A 20,969-nucleotide genomic window follows, 5' to 3' on the forward strand; every position below is an offset into this window, starting at 1 on the left:
AACAATAAAAAGAGGAGAGATTATTTTCTCCCTACTTCTTTAGTAATATTATTTTTAAAAATTTCTTCGGAGTTTTCCATCATTTCACAAAATTCACTATAGGATGAAGACTTCTGAGGAATTTGGATAGACCATTTCTTTAACAAAGCTCCATAACCTGCTAGCTTTCCTATCTCATTATCAACAACCTTGTCCTTGCTCGGAAAAACAAGACCAGCCTTCTCAGCTTTCAAAATATAAGAATAGGAAATCAGCTGGAATAAGTCCTCACGGTTGATTCCCTTTTCAGTCAATTCCAGTTTTTTATATTTAGTATCTAAGACGATTTTTAACTCTTTATGATAAAAATCTGGATATACTTTTCTTTCACGATTAGAAAATACTGAAATACCGTCCGTCTTATCCTTATTTCTAGGATGTATGAAATCTTTTGGCAACAAGGTATGAACATATTCTTCCCAAAGCCAAGCAACATCAAAGAGAATGCCATGAATTTTTTGCTCTTGATATCCAAAACCGTGCTTTTCTCTGTTTAATATCATCAGACAAAGTTCTTGCAATTTTCTGTACTCTCGAAAGTAGGCATGACGAAGAGGTTTTGTTTGATTTAGTCTTATAATCTTAGCACGATCAGCTTGTTTATACGAAGGTGTTACACGAATTATTTCTGTAATATTTTCACGATTAGTATAAATGATGCCTCTTCCTAGAGATTTTTGATTTTTAATGTACTCGATAGTATGACGAATCAGCTGCATCATCGGATTGTCATAAGTAAATTCTCTTGTAGTATAAGCAATATTACCTGTGAAAGGAAGATTTTTCTTGAGATGATTTACTACATCAATCACTCCCTTGATATGACTATCATTATGGGAAAACCTCTGGTATTCCTTATAAAGTCCCTTTCGCATAGCAGCTTCCAAATACTTTGGAAAGAGGTAGATTAAAAGCTGATAGAGTCTTTCCTCGCGCGATAAAACAACATCCAAACTAGTGAGATTGATATTTAGAACTTTCTGCAATAGATAATGCAAAAAATAGTCATCACTTTTACTCGAAAAGCGAGAAGAAATGGTTAATCTCTCCTGACCACACCCCAGAAATCCAATCACATTCCCTGTCTTAATTTTCTGATTGACTGTTTCCAAAATCTTTTGGTCCTTATCCAAATCAGGAGAATTTTTCAGGTCGTTTGGAAATATAAAGATACTATCTTCTTGAGAAAGATTATCTAGAGTTCTATCTAAAAGAACTTGACTAATTTTAGGATATTCTGTGATAAACTCTTCTTTGTTTAAGGCCTGTTGATTGTCAGTTAACTGCATCGTCATCACCAATATCTTGCTGATTTCTCAAATCATATGCTTTTTTCAAAGTATTCAGTATTTCGTCTTCTTCATAAGAACCACGTAAGTAATCTTCCAAAAGTGGTTTGAGATAATCAGACCAGAGTAATTCATAATCATAATCCAATTCTTTTAAATTACGGAAATAACTTGGTCCGATATGATAATGACTGTTTAGCTCCTGAACATTTTCGATAGCAACATTCAAGTTCCTTAGTCGAGTTTTAGCTTCTTCAGCATGCTCACCTAGTTTTTCATCAAGGATGTATAGTTGGCTTTCAGCAGTAACTTCAACAAAACGGAAACGACGACGCATAGCAAAATCAAATGTATCCACTGATCGGTCAATATCATTCATGGTTCCTATAATATAGACATTCTCAGGAATATAAAACTTGTCATCACTTTCGTGTAGATTGGCATATTGGGTAGAAACTTCCCCATCTCTACCACGATAGCCAGGGTCGATAGAGAAAAAGAGCTCCCCAAAAATCTTAGAAATCTCACCACGGTTGATTTCATCGATGATGAAAACGAATTTCTTATCTGTGTTGATCGTTGGAGACACATAATCACATAAGCCATAACTTTCTTTCATGTGATCTAAAACGATTTTTTGATAAGTTTCGTACTTTAACTTAGTTTCCTCACCCTTGTACAAAAGATACACTTTTTCTTTGGTAGCAACAGGAGAATCAAACTTCACATTCCCTTGACTATTTAAACTGGCTGGAACCGAACTACGAGGGAAGAAATATTGTCCTTGCTTTTCATTGATAGCATCCGTTAGCTTAGCCCACGTTTCTTCAAAATTATCTTGACCTCCAGTCTTCTGAGCTTCTTTTGCCTTCTGGCAAAACTCTTTAAAAATACCATCTTGTAATTTAAACTCAATAGCTCCATCCCCATTTGATACTGGTCTCAACCCCTCCACAAAATCTGTATAATCATAGGAAGGGTGAAATTGTACAAAGCCAATTTGATCTTCATTACCACCCGTTAGCTCTGCCGCTATTTCTTTAGCAAGATAAGTTTTTCCTGTACCAGGTGCACCACGGAAAATGAGGTTTTTGGATTGCAATAAAATATTTTTATATTTGTTAATATTTTCTAACATGTTTACATCTTTTTTCTCTTTTTTCACATAGAAACTAGTAAAATTGTCGTAAAACTCTTTTAAAATATCATTAGGTTCCGCGGTTGATTCCAATTCTAAATCTTTGACAAGGTATTTATAACCTAAATCTTCATCTTGATTATTACTGTACCATTTTACTATTTTAAATTCTGTGAGTTTAAATCTCTGAAAACCACATCTTATATTTATCCATGAGTTATCAATGTCACTCAATCGATAACCAAAATAAGGTGATTTAATATATCCATTACCACTCCTTGGACCAAAATGACCTGTGTTAAGCATTTCAACTTTGTATGGAATACCTTCGATGGTTAGAGCAGGATAAATATGTTCAGCTCCATCTAATTTTTGAGAACGTTTCATTTCTATATCTTTCGAATTATAGATATTTGATTGATTCACAAATTTAGACAAAAATTCTCTGAAGACTTTATAACACTCTGAGTTAGTTCCAGTTTTTACAAACTCATAAGATTTATTTATAAAAGGTAAAATCTCGTCTAATGAATTTTCATCCTCAATAAAATACTCAGCATCAAGTGTCCAACCGAATGAATCAGGCTTCTTATTAAACAACAAAATATCTGAATTATGAAGACTCTTAGAGAGAACGGCAATCTTTATTCCTTTATTTTGAAAATTAATCTCTATAAAATTTTGTAACTTCCCTTTCCTATTTTTAACCTGAAAAGAAATATAACTTTTTGTTTGATTTTCAATTGCATCTGGGAATTCTTTTTTTATCCTGTCAATGAAAGTTTGTTTTGAAACCATTGTGTTTTCCTTGCTTATTAAAAATTTATTGTTAGACTTAAATTATATTTGTTTCGTTCAAAGTAAGATATTTTACTTTGCAGAAACTACATTCTATTAATATATTCTACATCTAGCATATCATATCTATCAAAAAAAGAAAAGAATTTCTAAAGAAAAAGCCTAGTGTAGAGTGGGATATTCACTCTTAACACTAGACTTATTTTTTATCTTAATAATACTCTCCCTGACGGTAGTCCCATGAGTTAAAGGTGTCTGACAGATGCATCATAATCTTATCAATGTCAAGCCCTTTGCGGATTACAACTGGAGCTGGTGAAGTTGAGCGTGCCCCTCCTTGTTCTGGGATGAGTTTGCCGTCTTTATCGACCATAGAGACCATCACACCTTGCTCGTAGCGTGTTTCAATCGTTTTGTCAGGCTGGATAGATGCCACATAGTCGTCTGCCTCGATAACAAGGTCAACTGCTCCTTCGATGCGTTCTCCGATACCTTCTACCTTACCACGGTTTCCTTTTCCAGATGGATTTGCAGATGAGGCGTATACCATCTTGCCTTCTTCCCAAAGTTTGGCAGCCAATTGTTCACCAGCTTTCCCAAACTTGATAACGAAACAGCTAGTACCACGAACGTCAGTCATAAGTTCTTCACGGGCATCACCGTATGCTTTGAGTTTTTCAAAGGCTTCTGGTTTCCATGGAAGGATACAACCAAGAAGAATATCTTCATCCCAATGTTTTTGGTAAAAGGCTTCAATTTCTGGGTTAAGTTGTGCTAAAGCGCGAAGCTCATCCATGCTACCGCAGAGAACAACACCTGGTTTGTTACGATTACGTTCTTTAGCTTCAAACTTACGTTCAAGACCAGCCTTGTCACTAGTCATGATGATGTAACCAACTTTAGTAGGACAAACGATACATCCGCCCTCACCTTTTAAAATGTCATATCCTTCTTGTGAAAGTGTTCCGTTCCATTGAATGTGTTTTGTCATAGTTCTATTTCCTTTTCTATTTTTCTTCTAATCCTGCCAGTAGGCTGGTCGTTGTTTTTCATAAGCAGCAATCAAATCTTCATACTGCAAGGTAATACCGATATCGTCTAAACCATTTAAGAGTTTGTGTTTCCATTCGCTATCGATTTCGAAAGTGAATTCTCCAACTGGTGAGATGATTTTTTGTTGTTCCAAGTCCACAGTTACCTGGTCACTTGGTTTTAGCTGGGCTAGTTTCTCTCTAACCTCTCTGGGCTGTACAATAGGCAACATGCCATTATTGAGTTCATTATTGTAATGAATATCCCCAAAAGACCCTGCAATCACGACTTTAAAACCATAGTCCGCTAGGGCCCAAGCTGCGTGTTCCCTCGAAGACCCTGCACCAAAGTTATCCCCTGAGATAAGAATACTGGCTTTACGATATTCAGGTTGGTTAAAGACAAAGTCTGGATCCTCAGTATACTTATCATCTAGATAACGCCAAGCATACATAAGGTACTTACCAAAGCCTTTCTTATCTATTAACTTGAGAAACTGCTTGGGTAGGATTTGGTCGGTATCGATGTTATCATTCATGAGAGGAACGGTCGTTCCCGTATAAACTGTAAATTTCTCCATATCCTCTCCTTACTGGGCTTCTGGCATTTGCCGAACATCTACGAAACGCCCTGCGATAGCTGCTGCTGCTGCCATGGCTGGACTGCAGAGATGGGTCTTAGCACCAAAGCCCTGTCTGTCTTCAAAGTTACGATTGCTGGTTGAGGCGCAGTGAACGCCATCTGGAACCTTGTCAGGATTCATCCCTAGGCACATAGAGCAACCTGGGTCTCTCCACTCAAAACCAGCATCCAGAAAGACCTTGTCCAAGCCCAACTTCTCAGCAGCTCGTTTCACAGGACGAGAGCCCGGAACCACGATAGCCGTTAAGTTAGGAGCTATTTTCTTCCCTTTGACAAATCGCGCAGCCAGTTGCAAATCGCTGAGACGAGCATTTGTACAAGAGCCGATAAAGATATAACCTAGTTCAATATCTGCTGGCTTTTGACCTGGTTCCAAATCCATATAATTGTAGGCTCGTTCATCATTCATATCCTTAATTTCTGGGAAACTACTGTCAAAGTCAACCCCCATAGCAGGGTTGGTTCCCCAGGTCACCATAGGAGCAAGGTCTGAGACATCCATCTGGATAACCTTATCGTAAACGGCATCCTCATCACTGACAATTGTTTTCCAATCCGCCACAGCCTCTTCGAAGTCCGCTGGAACACATTCCCGTCCCTTGAGATAATCATAGGTGGTTTGGTCTGGATTCATGATTCCCATCTTAGATCCAAACTCGATGGACATATTGCAGATGGTCATTCGCTCTTCCATGCTCAGTGCATCAATAGCTTGTCCACGATATTCCACCACATAGCCAACGCCGCAAGCAACGCCGTACTTGGCAATCAAGGCGAGAATGTAATCCTTAGAATAAACTCCTTTTTGAGGGACACCAGTGAATTCTACCAGCATTTTCTTGGGTTTGACCTGCCAGAGTGTCTGGGTAGCGAAGACATGCTCGACTTCACTGGTCCCAATTCCAAAGGCGATAGCTCCGAAAGCCCCGTGAGTTGCTGTATGGCTATCCCCACAGACGATGAATTTTCCTGGTTGGGTTCGTCCTGTTTCTGGACCAACCATGTGAACGATCCCCTGCTTTTCAGAACCGTGGGCCGCATGTTCAATCCCAAACTCCTCAACATTTTCAGCTAGCTTATCAATTTGTGCTTTAGAAATCACATCTCGAATATCGTAGATATTGACCGTCGGGACATTGTGGTCAAAGGTTCCAAATGTCAAGTCTGGCCGTCTCAATCTGCGTCCTGCGTCTCGTAATCCTTGAAAAGCCTGAGGACTGGTCACCTCGTGAATATAGTGCTGGTCCACATACATGAGTTGGGGCTGCCCCTCTTCTCCTGTGATGACATGACGGTCCCATAATTTATCAAAAATCGATTTTCCTGCCATCCATTACCTCCAAATAAAATATAAGGCTACTAGTGTAGTCACCATCCCAAGAAACCAAACTGTTTTAAAGTACCATTTTCGAGTCTTGTGGTGAAAGATGATTCCTGCTAGCCAGGCACCAAAACCACCACAAGTAAAGGCTAAAATAAGTAAGATTTTCTCTGGGATGCGCCAAGCTCTTCTCCTTGCCTTAGATTTGTCAATACCATAAATCAAGAAAACCATGACATTCCAAATCAAAAGGACTAGAGTAATTTTTTCGTCTAACTTCATAACCTTGCAATAATAGCTTCCGTCATTTCCTTGGTCGAAGCCTGTCCCCCTAGATCTCTCGTTAATATACCAGCTGCCAAACTTGCCTCAACAGCACGCTCGATACGCTCCGCATCCTTATAACGTCCAAAACTATCTCTCAACATCATGGCCACTGATAAAATCATTGAGATAGGATTGGCAATTCCTTGACCTGCAATATCAGGTGCTGAACCGTGAATGGGTTCATAAAGACTTGGTCCATTTTCCGAATGACTGGCTGATGGCATAACCCCAAGTGTGCCAGATAGAACACTTGATTCATCAGAGAGAATATCTCCAAAAAGATTCTCCGTTACAATAACATCAAACTTAGCAGGATTGGTAATCATAAGCATGGAAGCTGAGTCCACTAACTGGTGTTCCAAGGTTACATCTGGGAAATCCTGTGCGACTTCCTCAGCCACTTTTCTCCAGAGTTTTGATGTTGCTAGAACATTTTGCTTATCGATACTGGTAAGGATTTTTCTGCGATTTCTTGCGATTTCAAAGGCCTTGCGAATAATCCGCTCCACTTCCTCATAGCTATAGTCGTTGATATCACGTGCTTTTCTCTCTTCAAGAACATGATCCCCAAAGTAAATCCCGCCTGTCAACTCCCGCACAACGACAAAGTCCACCCCAGCAATTCGTTCTGGTTTGAGTGGTGACAAATGCTTGAGGTTCTCAAAAATCTTAACAGGGCGAATATTGGCGTAAAGATTGAGTTCCTTACGGAGAGCCAGCAAGCCTTGTTCAGGCCGAACCGCTGCTCCATCATACTGAGGACTACCGATAGCCGCTAGAAGAATGGCATCTGCTTCTCTACTTGCCTTGAGGGTTTCATCAGGTAAAGGATGCCCTGCAGCATCAATACCTGCGCCTCCAAAAGGTCGTCTGTCAATCTCATAGTCAAAACCTGTTTTTTCAGCTAGGGCTTCCAGAACATCTAAACCAGCCTCCATGATTTCTGGGCCAATTCCGTCCCCTGCTAGAGCTACTATTTTCTTTGTCATAGCATTCTCCTTTACACACTAGGCATATCGCGATAGGAAACACTGCGTCCCATCTCACCAGCATTCTCTTTTTGAACAAAGGTATTGGCATTGATGTAAGCAATAGCCGAAGCCTTCAACACATCGAAATCAAGACCTGCTGCGTTAAAGATGGTTTCTGTATCTCTATTTTCAACAGTGACTAATACCCGAGCCTGGGCATCGATTCCATCTGTCACAGCATCAATGGTATAGGACACCAAACGGACGGATTGGTTAAAGAACTTATCGATAGCATTAAAGATTGCTTCAACAGAACCTTGCCCTGTCGCATTAAATTCGACTTTTTCACCATCCATATTGGCTAGGCTAACGAGCGCTTCGATGTCATTATCCGCATGAGTTTGAAGTTGTAAATCATCAAAGTGGAAGCCTTCTGGATTTTCAACCATGGTTCCAGCGACCAGCGCACGAATATCTGCATCTGTGATTTCTTGCTTCTTATCTGCCAGAGCCTTGAACTTAGCAAAGAGTGGTTTGATGTCCTCTTCTGTAAAATCTAGGGCCAGTTCTCTTAGTTTTTCAACAAAGGCATGGCGACCTGACAATTTACCAAGCGGAAGACTGTTACTCTTGACACCGACCAATTCAGGTGTGATGATCTCATAAGTAAGAGGATTTTTAAGGACTCCATCTTGGTGAATACCAGATTCATGAGAAAAGGCATTGCCACCAACGACGGCCTTGTTTTTAGGAACTGGAATACCAGAGAAGCGAGAAACCATTTCTGACGTATTGATGGTCTCATTTAAGACAATACTGGTTTCTGCTTGGTAGTAATCTTGGCGAATATTGAGGGCTACTGCAATTTCTTCCAAAGCAGCATTTCCAGCTCTCTCACCAATACCATTGATGGTTCCTTCAACACGTCCTGCCCCATTCTTGACGGCAGCAAGGCTATTAGCCACTGCCATTCCAAGATCATCATGACAGTGAGGCGAATAGATAATCTGACGGTCGGTTTTAACATTGTCAATCAGATACTTGAAGATATTCCCATATTCCTCTGGTGTGGTAAAACCAACAGTGTCAGGAATATTGATATAAGACGCCCCTGCATCAACCGCTGTTTGAACTACTTGCAAGAGGAAATCCAACTCTGTTCTAGTCGCATCTTCAGGAGAGAACTCGACAACCTCAAACTTAGAACGGGCATAGGAAACATGCTCCTTAATAGCTTCCAAAATCTCTTCCTTGCTCTTATTGAGCTTATACTTGCGGTGAATGGGACTAGTAGCGATAAAGACGTGAACCTGTGGATACTTGGCATCCTTGAGGGCCTCATAACAAGCATCAATATCAGACTTGACCGAACGTGCTAATCCAGTCACCGCTGTTTTCTTCAAGGCCTTAGCAATCTCCTGCACTGCCGTAAATGAGTCTGGGCTAGCCGCTGGAAAACCAGCTTCTATGGCTGAAATGCCCCATTTCTCCAGCTGCCTTGCAATGACAATTTTTTCCTTGATTGAAAAATTAACGCCGGGTGTCTGCTCTCCATCCCGAAGGCTGGTATCTAGAAATTCAACTGTTCGCATAAGATTTCCCCTTTTCCAAATGTGATTTTAAAAAAAACATCTCGCTCAGAAACCCAAGCGAGATGTTGATTTACTCCCGCTTGGTAAGCCAAACAGGACTAATGCTTTTTGCACTAGCCCGAGTACCTCAACAACAAAGCGAATTGATTAAACTTAGCTGTTTTCATGTTTGACTTTCTCCTTCGTTTGATATCTTGTTAAGTATTTTAGCATAGGCAAAAGCACTTGTCAAGAAAAAATCAAATATTTTCTGAAAATTTCTTCAGTATAGAATATTTAGCTAATTGAAAGTTCTTAAAAATCCTTGAAATATTTCATTTTTTAGAAGTTAAATTCCAACTTTTTTCTATCAATTCCAGTACCATTTCATCTGACAAAGTATCATCAAAAGCCACACTAATCCAGTAGCGTTTGTTCATATGAAAAGCTGGATAAATGTCCTTTTGTGAAAGCAGGTCCACTACTTGATCATGTTTGAGATTGACTGCTTCGACTAGACCTTCTCTACCCTTTTCCAGCTTATCCCAAGAGATTTTCATCAAGACGGCATACCACTTTTTATTGCCTTCATGTCTTAACACTGCCGTATCAGGCGATTTCTCCCACAAATACTCCAACTGATTACCATACTTTTCCTGAACTTGAGTCATGATTCGTTTAGTCTGAGGGCAGATAAAATCCTGTACCTCAAAACAAGCCTTCCGAATCTGGTAAAGAATCTCCAAACAAGCCTCACGGACACTTGCAACAAAACTCCCTCTCATACTTTGCATATGGACTTGAGGATAGAGGTCGCCCGTTTCCTGATCAAAGACTTGAAAACTCACATTATCAGCAGTGATGGACACAGTCATGACAAAGTCACCCTGCAAAATCTGGCAACTATAGGTCCAGACTCCCCCATTTTTTGCAAAACCATAGGCATGAGCTTTTTCTTTATTAAACTGATAGGATTTAAAAATTTCAAACATAAGTGAAAACTGCTACCCAAAGCTAGCAGTTCCTTTCTATTTTTTAAAAGACAACCTTGGTTCCGTGCAATTGTGTCACACCTAGCTGGTTGATAAAGGTTTGACGGTTGTCCAAGTCAATCCCCCCGCCTGGTAAAATTTCAATTTTACCTTTAGCATGTTCCAAAATTCTGTGATAGTGAGCAAAGCGTTTTTCTAAGGAGTCACCAGACACACCAGCACGAGTTAGGATACGAGTGACACCGGCTTGGCTGAGCCAGTCAATAGCCTCCAACTGCTCTTCATCACTCAATTCATCAAAGGCCATGTGGAAGACAATTTCCATTCCTTTTGATGCAGCAATTAACTTTTCAAGATTAGGCTTATCCAACTTCTTATCAGCAGTTAAAGCCCCAAAAACAATCCCTTGACTTCCAGCCTGAGCAGTCAACCGAATGTCTTCTAGCATAATAGCAATTTCTAGGTCATTATAGACAAAGTCGCCACCACGTGGACGAATCATGGTCATGATGGTCGTATCGTAGTTAGCTGCCAATTCAACCGCTGCCTTGGTCACTCCATAGCTGGGCGTTGTCCCACCAACTGCTAGATTGTCACAAAGTTCGATTCGACGAGCTCCAGCCTGCATCGCTTTTTCAAGCAAGGTCACATTTTCAGCACAAAATTCGTAAATCATTTGATTCTCCTTGAAGATTACTTTAAATTTATTATATCATATTATTGTGAATATGCTTTCATTTATATCAAGGAAAATAGTTACTATTTTTTATTCTTTGTCCGGAATGACCTTGAAGAGATAATAAGTGATAAAGATGGTCAAGGCTCCTAGACCAATTTTGACAGGTAAGAGAGGGGCAAAATAAATAGAAATTCCCATCAAGATGTAGATAGATACGATGATTTTTTTCTTTCGTTCACGCGCAATAGACTTTGTTTCTCGAAAATCAGCTACATAGCTCTGATAGAGCTTGGTATGATAAAGCCAATCTTCGAAACGTTTGGAACTTCTTGAAAAGCAAGCAATAGACAGTAAAAGAAAAGGTGTTGTAGGCAACAAGGGTAAAACAATCCCAACAATAGCCAAGGCTAGTGATAAAAAACCAATAATAAGATAAATAATACGCATAACTACTCCTAATTAAAATAATCCTCTTCTAGTTTCGCATACAATGATGAATTTTGTCAAGTTCCAACCAAAAAGAGCCTGAAATTCATTTTCAGAACTCTCCTCTTATTTAATCTTTTCTTCTTCGTAGTCACCCTTACTACATACAATCTGCTTGCCGCCACCACGGACTTTTTTCTCCATGAGGAAGTTGCCACATTTTGGACAGTCACGACCAACAGGCTTATCCCAAGAGGTAAACTCACAGTCTGGATAGCGGTTGCAACCATAGAAAAGGCGATTACGTTTGGTTTTACGCTCAATGATTTGTCCCTGATGACAGCTTGGACACTCAACACCAATCTCTTTCACGATTGCTTGGGTATGACGGCAATCTGGGAAATTGCTACAAGCGTAGAACTTACCAAAACGACCAAGTTTAATGACCATTGGACTGCCACACACTTCACAGTCAAATCCAGCTGGTTCATCCTTAATCTGGATTTTCTCCATTTCTTCTTCAGCCTTGGAGACCTCTTTAGAGAATGGTTTATAAAAAGCATCAATGACCCGTTGCCACTGCTCTTTTCCGACTTCGACATCATCCAGCTTGCCTTCCATTTCAGCTGTAAAGGTCACGTTTACGATATCTGGGAAATATTCAACGATGAGCTTGTTAACAATTTCTCCCAACTCTGTTGGTTCAAAACGTTTGGCTGCAAGGCGAACATAGTAACGTTTCTGAATGGTTTCAATAGTTGGTGCGTAGGTTGACGGACGTCCAACCCCATTTTCTTCCAAGGTCTTGATTAGGGTAGCTTCAGAATAGCGAGCAGGTGGTTGTGTGAAATGTTGCTCTGGCTTGCTATTGACCTGTTTGACAACATCTCCAACAGCCATATCCGGTAACATCTTATTCTTGTCAGAATCATTATAAATAGCAAGATAACCATCAAACTTAACCTGACTACCATTGGCAGCAAATTGAACCCCATTTTGAGACAATTTAACAGCCATGGTATCAAAGACAGCAGCTGTCATCTGACTAGCCACAAAACGATTCCAGATAAGAGTATAAAGCTTGAGTTGATCCTTATCCAGATACTTAGCGATGCTTTCAGGTGTATTAAAGACACTAGACGGACGAATAGCCTCGTGAGCATCCTGAGCTCCTGAAGCATTTTTGACCTTGCTACCATGCTTAGAATACTTGCTACCAAAACGGTTCGTAATGAAGTTTGCTGCCTCATTTTGCGCCACTGGACTGATACGAGTCGAATCGGTACGCATATAGGTAATTAAACCTTGCACACCAGAACCAATATTAATCCCTTCATAAAGCTGTTGGGCAACCATCATGGTCTTTCGAGTACGAAAATTAATTTTATTAGCAGCATCCATCTGCATAGATGAAGTGGTATAGGGTAAAGGAGCATTGCGTTTGCGCTCTTTCTTATCTACCTGATCTACTGAAAAGTCTTTACTAGTCAGACGAGACAAGACTTCCTTGACCTCATCATTACTAGTCAGTTTCAGCTTTTTACCATCCACTCCATAGAAGGAAGCCTGAAATTGCTTGGTTCCCTTTTTAAAAACAGCATCAATTGTCCAGTATTCTTCAGGCTGAAAGGCATTGATTTCATTCTCACGATCAATGATTAACTTAAGCGCAATAGACTGAACGCGACCTGCTGATAAGCCTTTCTTGACCTTCTTCCACAAAATAGGCGAAATCGAATACCCGACCAATCGGTCCAAGACACGACGAGCCTGTTGGGCATCGACCAAGTCCATATCAATCTTACGAGGTTCTTTAAAAGCATTTTTGATCGCATCCTTGGTGATTTCATTGAAGACCACACGGTTGGCATCATTTTCATCTAAGTTGAGAATATGAGCCAAATGCCAAGAAATCGCTTCTCCTTCACGGTCCGGGTCACTCGCCAGAAAGACTTTATTAGCTTTTTTAGCTTCTTTTTTCAAGTCATTGATAAGAGGACCTTTTCCTCGGATATTGATATATTGCGGTTCATAATTATTTTCAATATCGACGGACATACTGGATTTCTTCAAATCACGGATATGCCCGACACTAGCTAGAACCTTGTAGTTTCTGCCTAGATATTTCTCAATCGTCTTGGCCTTAGCAGGCGACTCCACGATTACTAGATTTTTTTTAACTGTTGATTTTTTCTTTTTTGTTGCCGTAGCCACAGTATCACACCTTTTCAAAGTAATAAACTTTATAAAGTGTAAACCATTTTGGCATAACTGTCAAGACTTAGCTCCTATATATAGAAGAAAAGTTTGTCTAGTAAGCGGACTTTCTTCTTATAGTCAATGAAAATCAAAGAGCAAACTAGGAAACTAACCGCAGGTTGCTCAAAGCACTGCTTTGAGGTTGCAGATGAAACTGACGAAGTCAGTAACCATACCTACGGCAAGGTGAAGCTGACGTGGTTTGAAGAGATTTTCGAAGAGTATTAAAATTCAAATTCCGCAAGAACATCCTGCCCGCTGGTAACCAATTTTGCACCTTCTTGAATCAAATGATGGCAACCGTCTGATAGTCCATCTAAAATGCTACCAGGAATAGCAAAAACATCGCGTCCTTCTTCCATTGCCCTCTCACAGGTAATGAGACTCCCCGAACGCATCTTAGCCTCTGCTACAATCACGCCACGGCAAAGTCCAGCAATGATGCGATTACGGGCAGGAAAATGAAATTTCAGAGGTTGTTCGCCAGGTCCATATTCACTGAGAACCAGATGATCATTGCCGATGTAGTCTTGCAAACGTTTATTGGCTTTAGGATAAAACACATCCAGTCCTGTTCCAATCACTGCAATGGTTTTTCCGCCATTCTGAATAGCTGCCATATGAGCTGCTGTATCAATCCCCTTGGCTAATCCACTGACGATAACCAGTTCATTTTCCAAGCTATGAATGACTTTTTCAACTGACTTAGCTCCCTGTTTGCTACAAGCACGACTTCCTACGACTGCTACCTTAGGGAATTTCAAGAGGTCAAGATTTCCCTTGTAAAATAAAAGTACAGGCGCATCATATATTTCACTCAAATCCCAAGGATAACAGTCATCTAAAATGGAGAAAGATGGAAATTTTTGAAATTCTTTCTCCAAATGCGCATCGTCTATCTGAAAATAACGTTCCATAAAAACAGCTGGATTTCGGCAACCTGATATTTCTGCAATATCACCCAACAAAAGTTCTTGATCGACATTTTCACCGTATTCTAGAACGTTCAAAATCTGTTGATTGGTCAAACCTGATTTTTTAAACTTATAGATTTCATAGTTTGTGATTTTCATAAATATCTCCATTTCTTTTTCTAGTCATCTATTTATTCGTAAAAAAATCAAAAAAAACATCCGACTATTTTAGCCAGATGTTGGAATCTTTAATTTTCGTTTTTAAGAATTTCTTCTAATTTATGATAGTCTTGGACACTATCAATCTCATAGATGCTATTGCCTTCTAGTTCTTCAACATAGACATCTAGCTCTTTGATGTTATCCTTAACCATATTGTCCCAGTAGAGATCAACAAATTCGCCACTTGCATAAGCCTTATCGATAAAGCTGACAATCTTTTCTGCAGTTGGAGCATCCCAGAAGGATACACCACTAAGGATGCGACCTGCCTTACTATCAACAGTAATATCTTGAACCTTGTAGTCATCTCCATAGACCAAGAACCATTCGTTGGTACAATCTTCACGATAAACACTAAAATAAGTCGAACGTGTCAAATCATTGCGGAACATATTTTTAAAGAGATAATTATCGGCATCAATAACATAGCTGTTAGCCAATTCTTCTTTTACAAGATAGAGAGAGTAAAAGTTATTGTAGTCAGCGTATTTATTATTGAAGACGAGGCGAACACCATATTTTTCTTTTAAGTAATCGAATTGTTCTTTAAGATAACCAACAATGATGATGATGTCATTGATTCCTTTTTCTTTGAGAAACTCAATTTGGTATTCGATCAAAGGTTTCTGATTAACCTGAACCAAGGCTTTAGGGGTATTTTCAGTCATAGGACGCAAGCGAGTTCCCAATCCCGCTGCTAAGATAATGGCTTTCACACGAATCTCCTTTATTCTTTAATAATAATATAAACTCCAGCAATAACGACAAGTGACGTAATAATTGTCAGCATATCTAGCGGTGCACCCAAGAAAACAACTGCAAACAAGACAGTCCATACTACATAGCTCACGTTCAAGCCTGTAGCCTTGGCTGGTTGCAAGCGATTGATAGCGATATAATAAGCCAAATAAGAAATCATATCAAAGGCTGCAAAGACAATCATAAGACCTAACAATTGTCCATTGGCCACTTCTGCAAATGACTGATGAGAGAAGAGTACAATCACAAGATAAGACAAGAATGAAGTCACTTGACGGATTAAGAGGGCTTCGATTTCACTCAATTCACTTTCCATAGCAAAAGAGCTTAGAACACTCTCACTTCCCCATGCAATGGCACAAACTAAAGCACAGAGAATCCCAATGTAGAAGGAATTGACCTGTTCAACCTTATAGGTCTGAGCAATAATCCCTCCAATAATCAAGACAATCCCAAACACAGTATTTTTCGAAATCTTGTGCTTCAAAAAGAAGAAAGCCAATAAAACTGAAATCGCAGGATAAATAGCCGATACTGATGAAGCTAAGGAACTTCCGATATACTTAACCGCATAAAGATTGGCCTGCATACCGATAGGGCCTGCTAGCAAGGCTCCGATGATAACACTCACATTGCGAATATTTAAGAAAATAGAGAGACGAACTTTTCCTTCTTTTACCAAGAGAAAAGCTAGTAAGATAAAGATACTCAAGAAATCGTGAGCAGCGGCCACCACAAAGGGCGACAAATCTGTAAAAATCGAAAAGATATAAGCACTAATCGTTAGACCTAAACCCCAGAAAATACCTGAGAGTAGACCAAAAGAAACTCCATTTTTATTTTTCATCTGAACCTCCATAATACGACAAACCTTTAATAGCTCTTTGGTAACGACTCACACCATAGTCACCAAAATCTGCACCTTGCTCTTCTTTGTAGACTGTCCATAGACTCCAAATAGCATCTTGTAAAATTTTATAAATGACAATCTTTTCACGAGAGACAGGTGTTTGCTCACTCTCATAGTGAGATAAGAAGGCTTCTTCCTCTTGACGAGTGAATTCAGACTCTAAAAAGAGAGCAGCCAAATCCCACATTGGATCGTTCATTGATGAATATTCCCAGTCAATCAGATAAAGTCGTCCTTGAGGTGATTCGATAAAGTTTTCAGGCACCAAATCGATATGACAAGATTTTCTGTCAACACCTAAGTCAGCCAGTCTTTTCTCTAAGGAGAAGACTTCTTCTCGAACAGCTTCATAGTTGGCATAAGGGATTTTTTCCTCAATTAAGGATTCGTATTTTTTGATTTCTTCAAAAGGAGCAAATTCTCCCCTTAATTCCTTACCAGAAGCATGAATCGTTTGTAATATTGGAGCAATTTTATCAAATTTGGTCTTGATTGACGTTGAATCAAGCGTAATCGCAGATTCGATATACTCATTTACTTTGATACCAGCTTCAATATCAAAAAGATAATTTTTTACATCTAAGTCTAAATCCTTTAGTAGTTCAAGATTATACTTTTCATCTTGACGATTGATCAGTTTTTCTGTCCCTTTACCAAAGAACTTAACGATGTACTGCTTATTTGTTGTTTTGACCAAATAGTTTTGATTGGTCATACCTCCCAATTGTTCAACACTGAGGACTTCCTCTTCTTGACTAAGTAGGGAAGAAATTTTTTCTTTAATGATTTTCTCCACAATTAACCTCCAGCACTTATACTTCCCACTTAAACACAGTTTTAAAGGCTGTGTTTAAATCGGTTGCAAAGACACGGTGAATATCTTTAATTTCTCTTACAGGTTCTTCTAGATAAAGGATATTTTTAAGACGATTGGCAAATTTCTTGACTTCCATCATTTGGATTGCATTTTCAAAATCAATGCGACCAGAACGAGAGGAACCAACCAAGAGCAAACCTTTTTCTAAGGCATCGCGTGTATTGAGATTGACTTTATATTCGCTAACTCCCATCATGAGAATCGTTCCCTGAGGACGAATATAGCGAATCAAGTCATTAATGGCTGGTCCAGTACCATCACCACCACAACACTCAAAAGCATGGTCAAAGGCCAAATCTTCAGGAATATTATCAGTAATATAGCATTCTTTGGCAAATGAGAAAAGCTCCAATTTTTCCCAATGACGACCAATAACCACAATCTCTGCTTCTGGCAAAGTATAGTTGATAATATTGGCAACCACAAATGCTAAACTTCCATCTCCGATAACGGCGATTCGGTCCCGCTTGCTATGAGCAAGGGTCAATAGACGATTCATAGCGTGCATGCCAACACTGACAAACTCTGTAATGGCTGCAACCGTGTCTTCAATAGCATCATAAGCCACCACACGATCTTTAGGGAGAGAAACAAACTCTCTCATAAAGCCATCAAAGCCACTAGACAAGAAATGAGTCCCTGTCATGTAGTTCTCATAGAATTCTTCATCACTCTGCATAGGAGGCTGATTGGGAATCATGACAACTTTTTGCCCAACTTCATAAGTTCCTGTCGGATCAGAAATAACGGTTCCACATGACTCGTGAATCATAGCCATTGGAAGTTTTTTATTCAAAATCTTGGGATCACGTTTTCCTTGGTAGTAACGCTGATCCGCATGACAGACCGCCATGTAGTTGGGACGGATAAGGATGTGATTCTCTTGGTCAATAGCCTCTTCCTGGTATTTGACATTGATAAACTTAGGCTTAGTTAGTTGATAAATTTGATTAATCATTTTACTAGTCTTTCTCAATCATACTTTTTGCAATCTTCAAATCTGTTACGGTTGTAATCTTCAGATTTGAGTATTCACCCTTGGCCAAGGCTACATCTTTTCCTTTAATGACAAAGATTTTACATGCATCTGTCAAGATTTCCTTCTCTTCAGCAGAGAGAGAACCGTAAAGATCCATGAAGTCCTTGCAACGGAATGTTTGAGGTGTTTGTCCTTGATAAAGGTGAGCACGATTTGGAATATCTGTAATGAATTGACCATTGGTGCTTTCAACGATAGTATCAACCGCTTCTACCACTGTGTCCACTGCGTCATGATTTTGGGCAAGTTGGATATTGTCCTGAATCATGCGAAGTGTAATAAATGGACGAACAGAATCGTGGGTAACAACAATGTCCTCTGGAGTAAGCGGACGATAAGCATCAATGGCTTCAATGATTTTCTCAATACTTGTATTGCGGTCAGCACCACCCTTTGTAATGATGATACGTTCCTTATGAAGAGGAAGATATTTATCTACAAGATCTTCTGCATGAGAAACCCAGTCTCCATGAACCCCAACTACAATTTTTTCAATACTTGGTTCCAAGACAAATTTTTCAATTGTATGAATCAAAATAGGTCGATCACCTAGCTCTAAAAATTGTTTTGGCAAGTTACTGATTCCCATGCGTGTGCCAGTTCCACCAGCAAGAATTCCTGCATAAATCATCTATTTTCTCCTTTGTCTTACTAAAAAAACTTATTCTCTCTATTATACCACAATCTAGTCCTATCATGAAAGAAATACCGACCCTCCCGTTCTAGAATAGAAGGTTTAAGGAGTTCTATTATTCAAAGAAACTAGTCCATTTCTAGTAATGACTAGGAATTCTGTAGTCATTACCAATAAATGGCTGTGAAATTTTAGAGTTCTTCAGAATAATATAGTTTTCTTAAAGAAAACTTAAAATTAAACTTTGAGACTTCAAAGTGATTACTTGACTTATACTCAATGAAAATCAAAAAGCAAACTAGGAAGCTAGCCGTAAGCTGTACTTGAGTACGGTAAGGCGACGCTGACGTGGTTTGAATTTGATTTTCGAAGAGTATTACTGCCCTTCATTTCTTATTAGCTGACTTTATGATATAATGAAAAACGAGGTAAATTGAATGAAAAGTATAAAATTAAATGCTCTATCTTATATGGGAATTCGTGTCTTAAATATTATTTTTCCCATCCTAACTGGAACCTATGTCGCACGTGTCTTGGACCGTACTGACTATGGTTACTTCAACTCAGTTGACACTATTTTGTCATTTTTCTTGCCCTTTGCGACTTATGGGGTCTATAACTACGGTTTACGGGCCATCAGTAATGTCAAGGATAACAAAAAAGATCTGAATAGAACCTGAACTGCACCCCAAAAGTTAGACATAAAAATCTAACTTTTGAGGTGCTTTTATTATGAAATTAACTTATGATGATAAAGTTCAGATCTATGAACTTAGAAAACAAGGATATAGCTTAGAGAAGCTTTCAAATAAATTTGGGATAAACAATTCTAATATTAGGTACATGATTAAATTGATTGATCGTTATGGAATAGAGTTCGTCAAAAAAGGAAAGAATTGTTACTATTCTCCTGAACTAAAACAAGAGATTATTGATAAAGTTCTTCTTGAGGGGCATTCACAAATTAGGGCGTCTCTGGATTATGCTCTTCCAAGTAGTGGATTACATTCTAATTGGCTGGCACAATATAAGAAAAACGGATATACTATTGTTGAGGGAACAAGAGGGAGACCACCTAAAATGGGACGTAAGCCAAAGAAGAGATTTGAAGATATGACAGAATTAGAATGTCTTCAAGCAGAAAATGAATACTTGAGAGCGGAGAATGCCATTCTAAAAAAGTTGAGAGAACTCCGATTGAGGGACGAAAAGGAGCAAGAAGAAAAACGGAAATTGTTCAAGGACTGGTAACAGAGTTTTCTTTAGATATTCTTCTAAAGATTATTAAGCTTGCCCGTTCAACCTATTATTGCCACTTAAAACAGCTGGATCAAAGCGATAAAGATTATGATATTAAAGCTGAAATTCAGTCAATTTATACTGAGCATAAAGGAAATTACGGCTATCGTCGCATGACTCTAGAATTACGAAATCGTGGCTTTGTAGTGAACCATAAGAAGGCGCAGCGTCTGATGAAAGTACTTGGTTTAACGGCTCGAATTCGCCGTAAACGGAAGTATTCTTCATACCAAGGAGATGTTGGCAAGAAAGCAGATAATCTTATTCAACGTCAATTTGAAGCAACCAAACTAATGCAAAAATGCTACACAGATGTGACAAAATTTGCCATTCCAGCAAGTAGACTAAAGCTTTATTTATCACCAGTTTTAGATGGCTTTAACAGCGAAATTATCTCCTACAATCTTTCTACTTCGCCGAACTTAGTACAAATGAAAGCTATGCTAGAACAAGCCTTTACAGAGAACCATTACGAAAATACAATTCTCCATAGTGACCAAGGAGGGCAATACCAACACGATTTCTATCATCATTTTTTAAAGAATAAGGGAATCCAGCCATCTATGTCACGTAAGGGAAATAGCCCAGATAACGGTATGATGGAATCTTTCTTTGGCATTCTTAAGTCTGAAATGTTTTATGGTTATGAGAATATGTTTCAGTCACTTGAACACTTGGAACAAGCTATTGTAGACTATATTGATTACTACAATTGATTACTACAACAACAAACGAATTAAGGTAAAACTAAAAGGACTTAGCCCCGTACAATACAGAACTAAATCCTTTGCTTAAATAATTGTCTAACTTTTTGGGGTCAGTACAATATTA

At 39.0% G+C, this 20,969-nt stretch carries 18 protein-coding genes and 2 pseudogenes; 2 read left to right on the top strand and 18 right to left on the bottom strand.

Features of this window, described 5'->3' with window-relative positions:
• Positions 1–20: 20 nt before the first annotated feature.
• The 18 genes from O3636_RS09485 to O3636_RS09570 form a co-directional block, all read right to left on the bottom strand.
• Positions 21–1,328, bottom strand: coding sequence for an McrC family protein (locus O3636_RS09485; protein ID WP_001177513.1), 1,308 nt, complete (start codon positions 1,326–1,328; stop codon positions 21–23).
• The gene (locus O3636_RS09490) at positions 1,315–3,264 is read right to left on the bottom strand and encodes an McrB family protein (RefSeq protein ID WP_371642866.1); all 1,950 of its coding nucleotides are present in this window, start codon (positions 3,262–3,264) and stop codon (positions 1,315–1,317) included. The genes O3636_RS09485 and O3636_RS09490 overlap by 14 nt, the downstream gene beginning before the upstream one ends.
• Before the next feature lie 211 nt (positions 3,265–3,475).
• Positions 3,476–4,255: a Sua5/YciO/YrdC/YwlC family protein gene (locus O3636_RS09495; RefSeq protein WP_261100854.1), complete on the bottom strand. Its 780-nt coding sequence runs from the start codon at positions 4,253–4,255 to the stop codon at positions 3,476–3,478.
• A 27-nt stretch (positions 4,256–4,282) separates the two neighbouring features.
• Positions 4,283–4,876 (bottom strand): 3-isopropylmalate dehydratase small subunit, encoded by a 594-nt coding sequence (gene leuD, locus O3636_RS09500; RefSeq protein ID WP_261069553.1) that lies wholly within the window; start codon positions 4,874–4,876, stop codon positions 4,283–4,285.
• Between the two features lie 9 nt (positions 4,877–4,885).
• Complete coding sequence (gene leuC, locus O3636_RS09505; RefSeq protein ID WP_371642869.1) at positions 4,886–6,268, bottom strand: 3-isopropylmalate dehydratase large subunit; 1,383 nt, start codon at positions 6,266–6,268, stop codon at positions 4,886–4,888.
• A 3-nt stretch (positions 6,269–6,271) separates the two neighbouring features.
• Complete coding sequence (locus O3636_RS09510; RefSeq protein WP_247941922.1) at positions 6,272–6,541, bottom strand: DUF1294 domain-containing protein; 270 nt, start codon at positions 6,539–6,541, stop codon at positions 6,272–6,274.
• Positions 6,538–7,575 (bottom strand): 3-isopropylmalate dehydrogenase, encoded by a 1,038-nt coding sequence (leuB, locus tag O3636_RS09515; protein ID WP_371642871.1) that lies wholly within the window; start codon positions 7,573–7,575, stop codon positions 6,538–6,540. Before leuB ends, O3636_RS09510 begins: the two co-directional genes overlap by 4 nt.
• A gap of 11 nt (positions 7,576–7,586) precedes the next feature.
• Complete coding sequence (locus tag O3636_RS09520; RefSeq protein ID WP_371642873.1) at positions 7,587–9,149, bottom strand: 2-isopropylmalate synthase; 1,563 nt, start codon at positions 9,147–9,149, stop codon at positions 7,587–7,589.
• Positions 9,150–9,463: 314 nt separating this feature from the next.
• Entirely contained in the window at positions 9,464–10,120 is a 657-nt protein-coding gene (locus O3636_RS09525; RefSeq protein ID WP_371642875.1) for an MmcQ/YjbR family DNA-binding protein, read from the bottom strand.
• Positions 10,121–10,163: 43 nt separating this feature from the next.
• On the bottom strand, positions 10,164–10,796 hold the full coding sequence (locus tag O3636_RS09530) for a copper homeostasis protein CutC (RefSeq protein WP_371642877.1): 633 nt from the start codon (positions 10,794–10,796) through the stop codon (positions 10,164–10,166).
• A 90-nt stretch (positions 10,797–10,886) separates the two neighbouring features.
• On the bottom strand, positions 10,887–11,246 hold the full coding sequence (locus O3636_RS09535) for a YbaN family protein (RefSeq protein ID WP_371642879.1): 360 nt from the start codon (positions 11,244–11,246) through the stop codon (positions 10,887–10,889).
• 105 nt (positions 11,247–11,351) lie between these two features.
• On the bottom strand, positions 11,352–13,439 hold the full coding sequence (gene topA, locus O3636_RS09540; RefSeq protein WP_371642880.1) for a type I DNA topoisomerase: 2,088 nt from the start codon (positions 13,437–13,439) through the stop codon (positions 11,352–11,354).
• A 269-nt stretch (positions 13,440–13,708) separates the two neighbouring features.
• Positions 13,709–14,557, bottom strand: a complete 849-nt coding sequence (dprA, locus tag O3636_RS09545) for a DNA-processing protein DprA (RefSeq protein WP_371642882.1) — start codon at positions 14,555–14,557, stop codon at positions 13,709–13,711.
• Between the two features lie 89 nt (positions 14,558–14,646).
• Complete coding sequence (locus O3636_RS09550) at positions 14,647–15,336, bottom strand: sugar phosphate nucleotidyltransferase (RefSeq protein WP_371642884.1); 690 nt, start codon at positions 15,334–15,336, stop codon at positions 14,647–14,649.
• 11 nt (positions 15,337–15,347) lie between these two features.
• Positions 15,348–16,226: a DMT family transporter gene (locus tag O3636_RS09555; RefSeq protein WP_004269680.1), complete on the bottom strand. Its 879-nt coding sequence runs from the start codon at positions 16,224–16,226 to the stop codon at positions 15,348–15,350.
• Positions 16,216–17,085 (bottom strand): phosphotransferase, encoded by an 870-nt coding sequence (locus O3636_RS09560; RefSeq protein ID WP_371642886.1) that lies wholly within the window; start codon positions 17,083–17,085, stop codon positions 16,216–16,218. Before O3636_RS09560 ends, O3636_RS09555 begins: the two co-directional genes overlap by 11 nt.
• Before the next feature lie 16 nt (positions 17,086–17,101).
• The gene (locus tag O3636_RS09565) at positions 17,102–18,124 is read right to left on the bottom strand and encodes a ribitol-5-phosphate dehydrogenase (RefSeq protein WP_000609877.1); all 1,023 of its coding nucleotides are present in this window, start codon (positions 18,122–18,124) and stop codon (positions 17,102–17,104) included.
• Between the two features lie 4 nt (positions 18,125–18,128).
• Positions 18,129–18,836 carry a 2-C-methyl-D-erythritol 4-phosphate cytidylyltransferase gene (locus tag O3636_RS09570; protein WP_000638495.1) on the bottom strand — a complete coding sequence of 236 codons (708 nt, stop codon included), beginning with the start codon at positions 18,834–18,836 and terminating at the stop codon, positions 18,129–18,131.
• Between the two features lie 440 nt (positions 18,837–19,276).
• On the opposite strand from O3636_RS09570, the pseudogene O3636_RS09575 reads away from it, so the two are divergent.
• Both O3636_RS09575 and O3636_RS09580 read left to right on the top strand, forming a co-directional pair.
• Positions 19,277–19,516 (top strand): annotated as a pseudogene (locus O3636_RS09575) (oligosaccharide flippase family protein); the annotation flags it as partial.
• 55 nt (positions 19,517–19,571) lie between these two features.
• Positions 19,572–20,933: pseudogene (locus O3636_RS09580) on the top strand (IS3 family transposase).
• Positions 20,934–20,969 lie beyond the last annotated feature (36 nt).

Source organism: Streptococcus sp. 27098_8_76, assembly GCF_041432315.1.
Lineage (GTDB): Bacteria > Bacillota > Bacilli > Lactobacillales > Streptococcaceae > Streptococcus.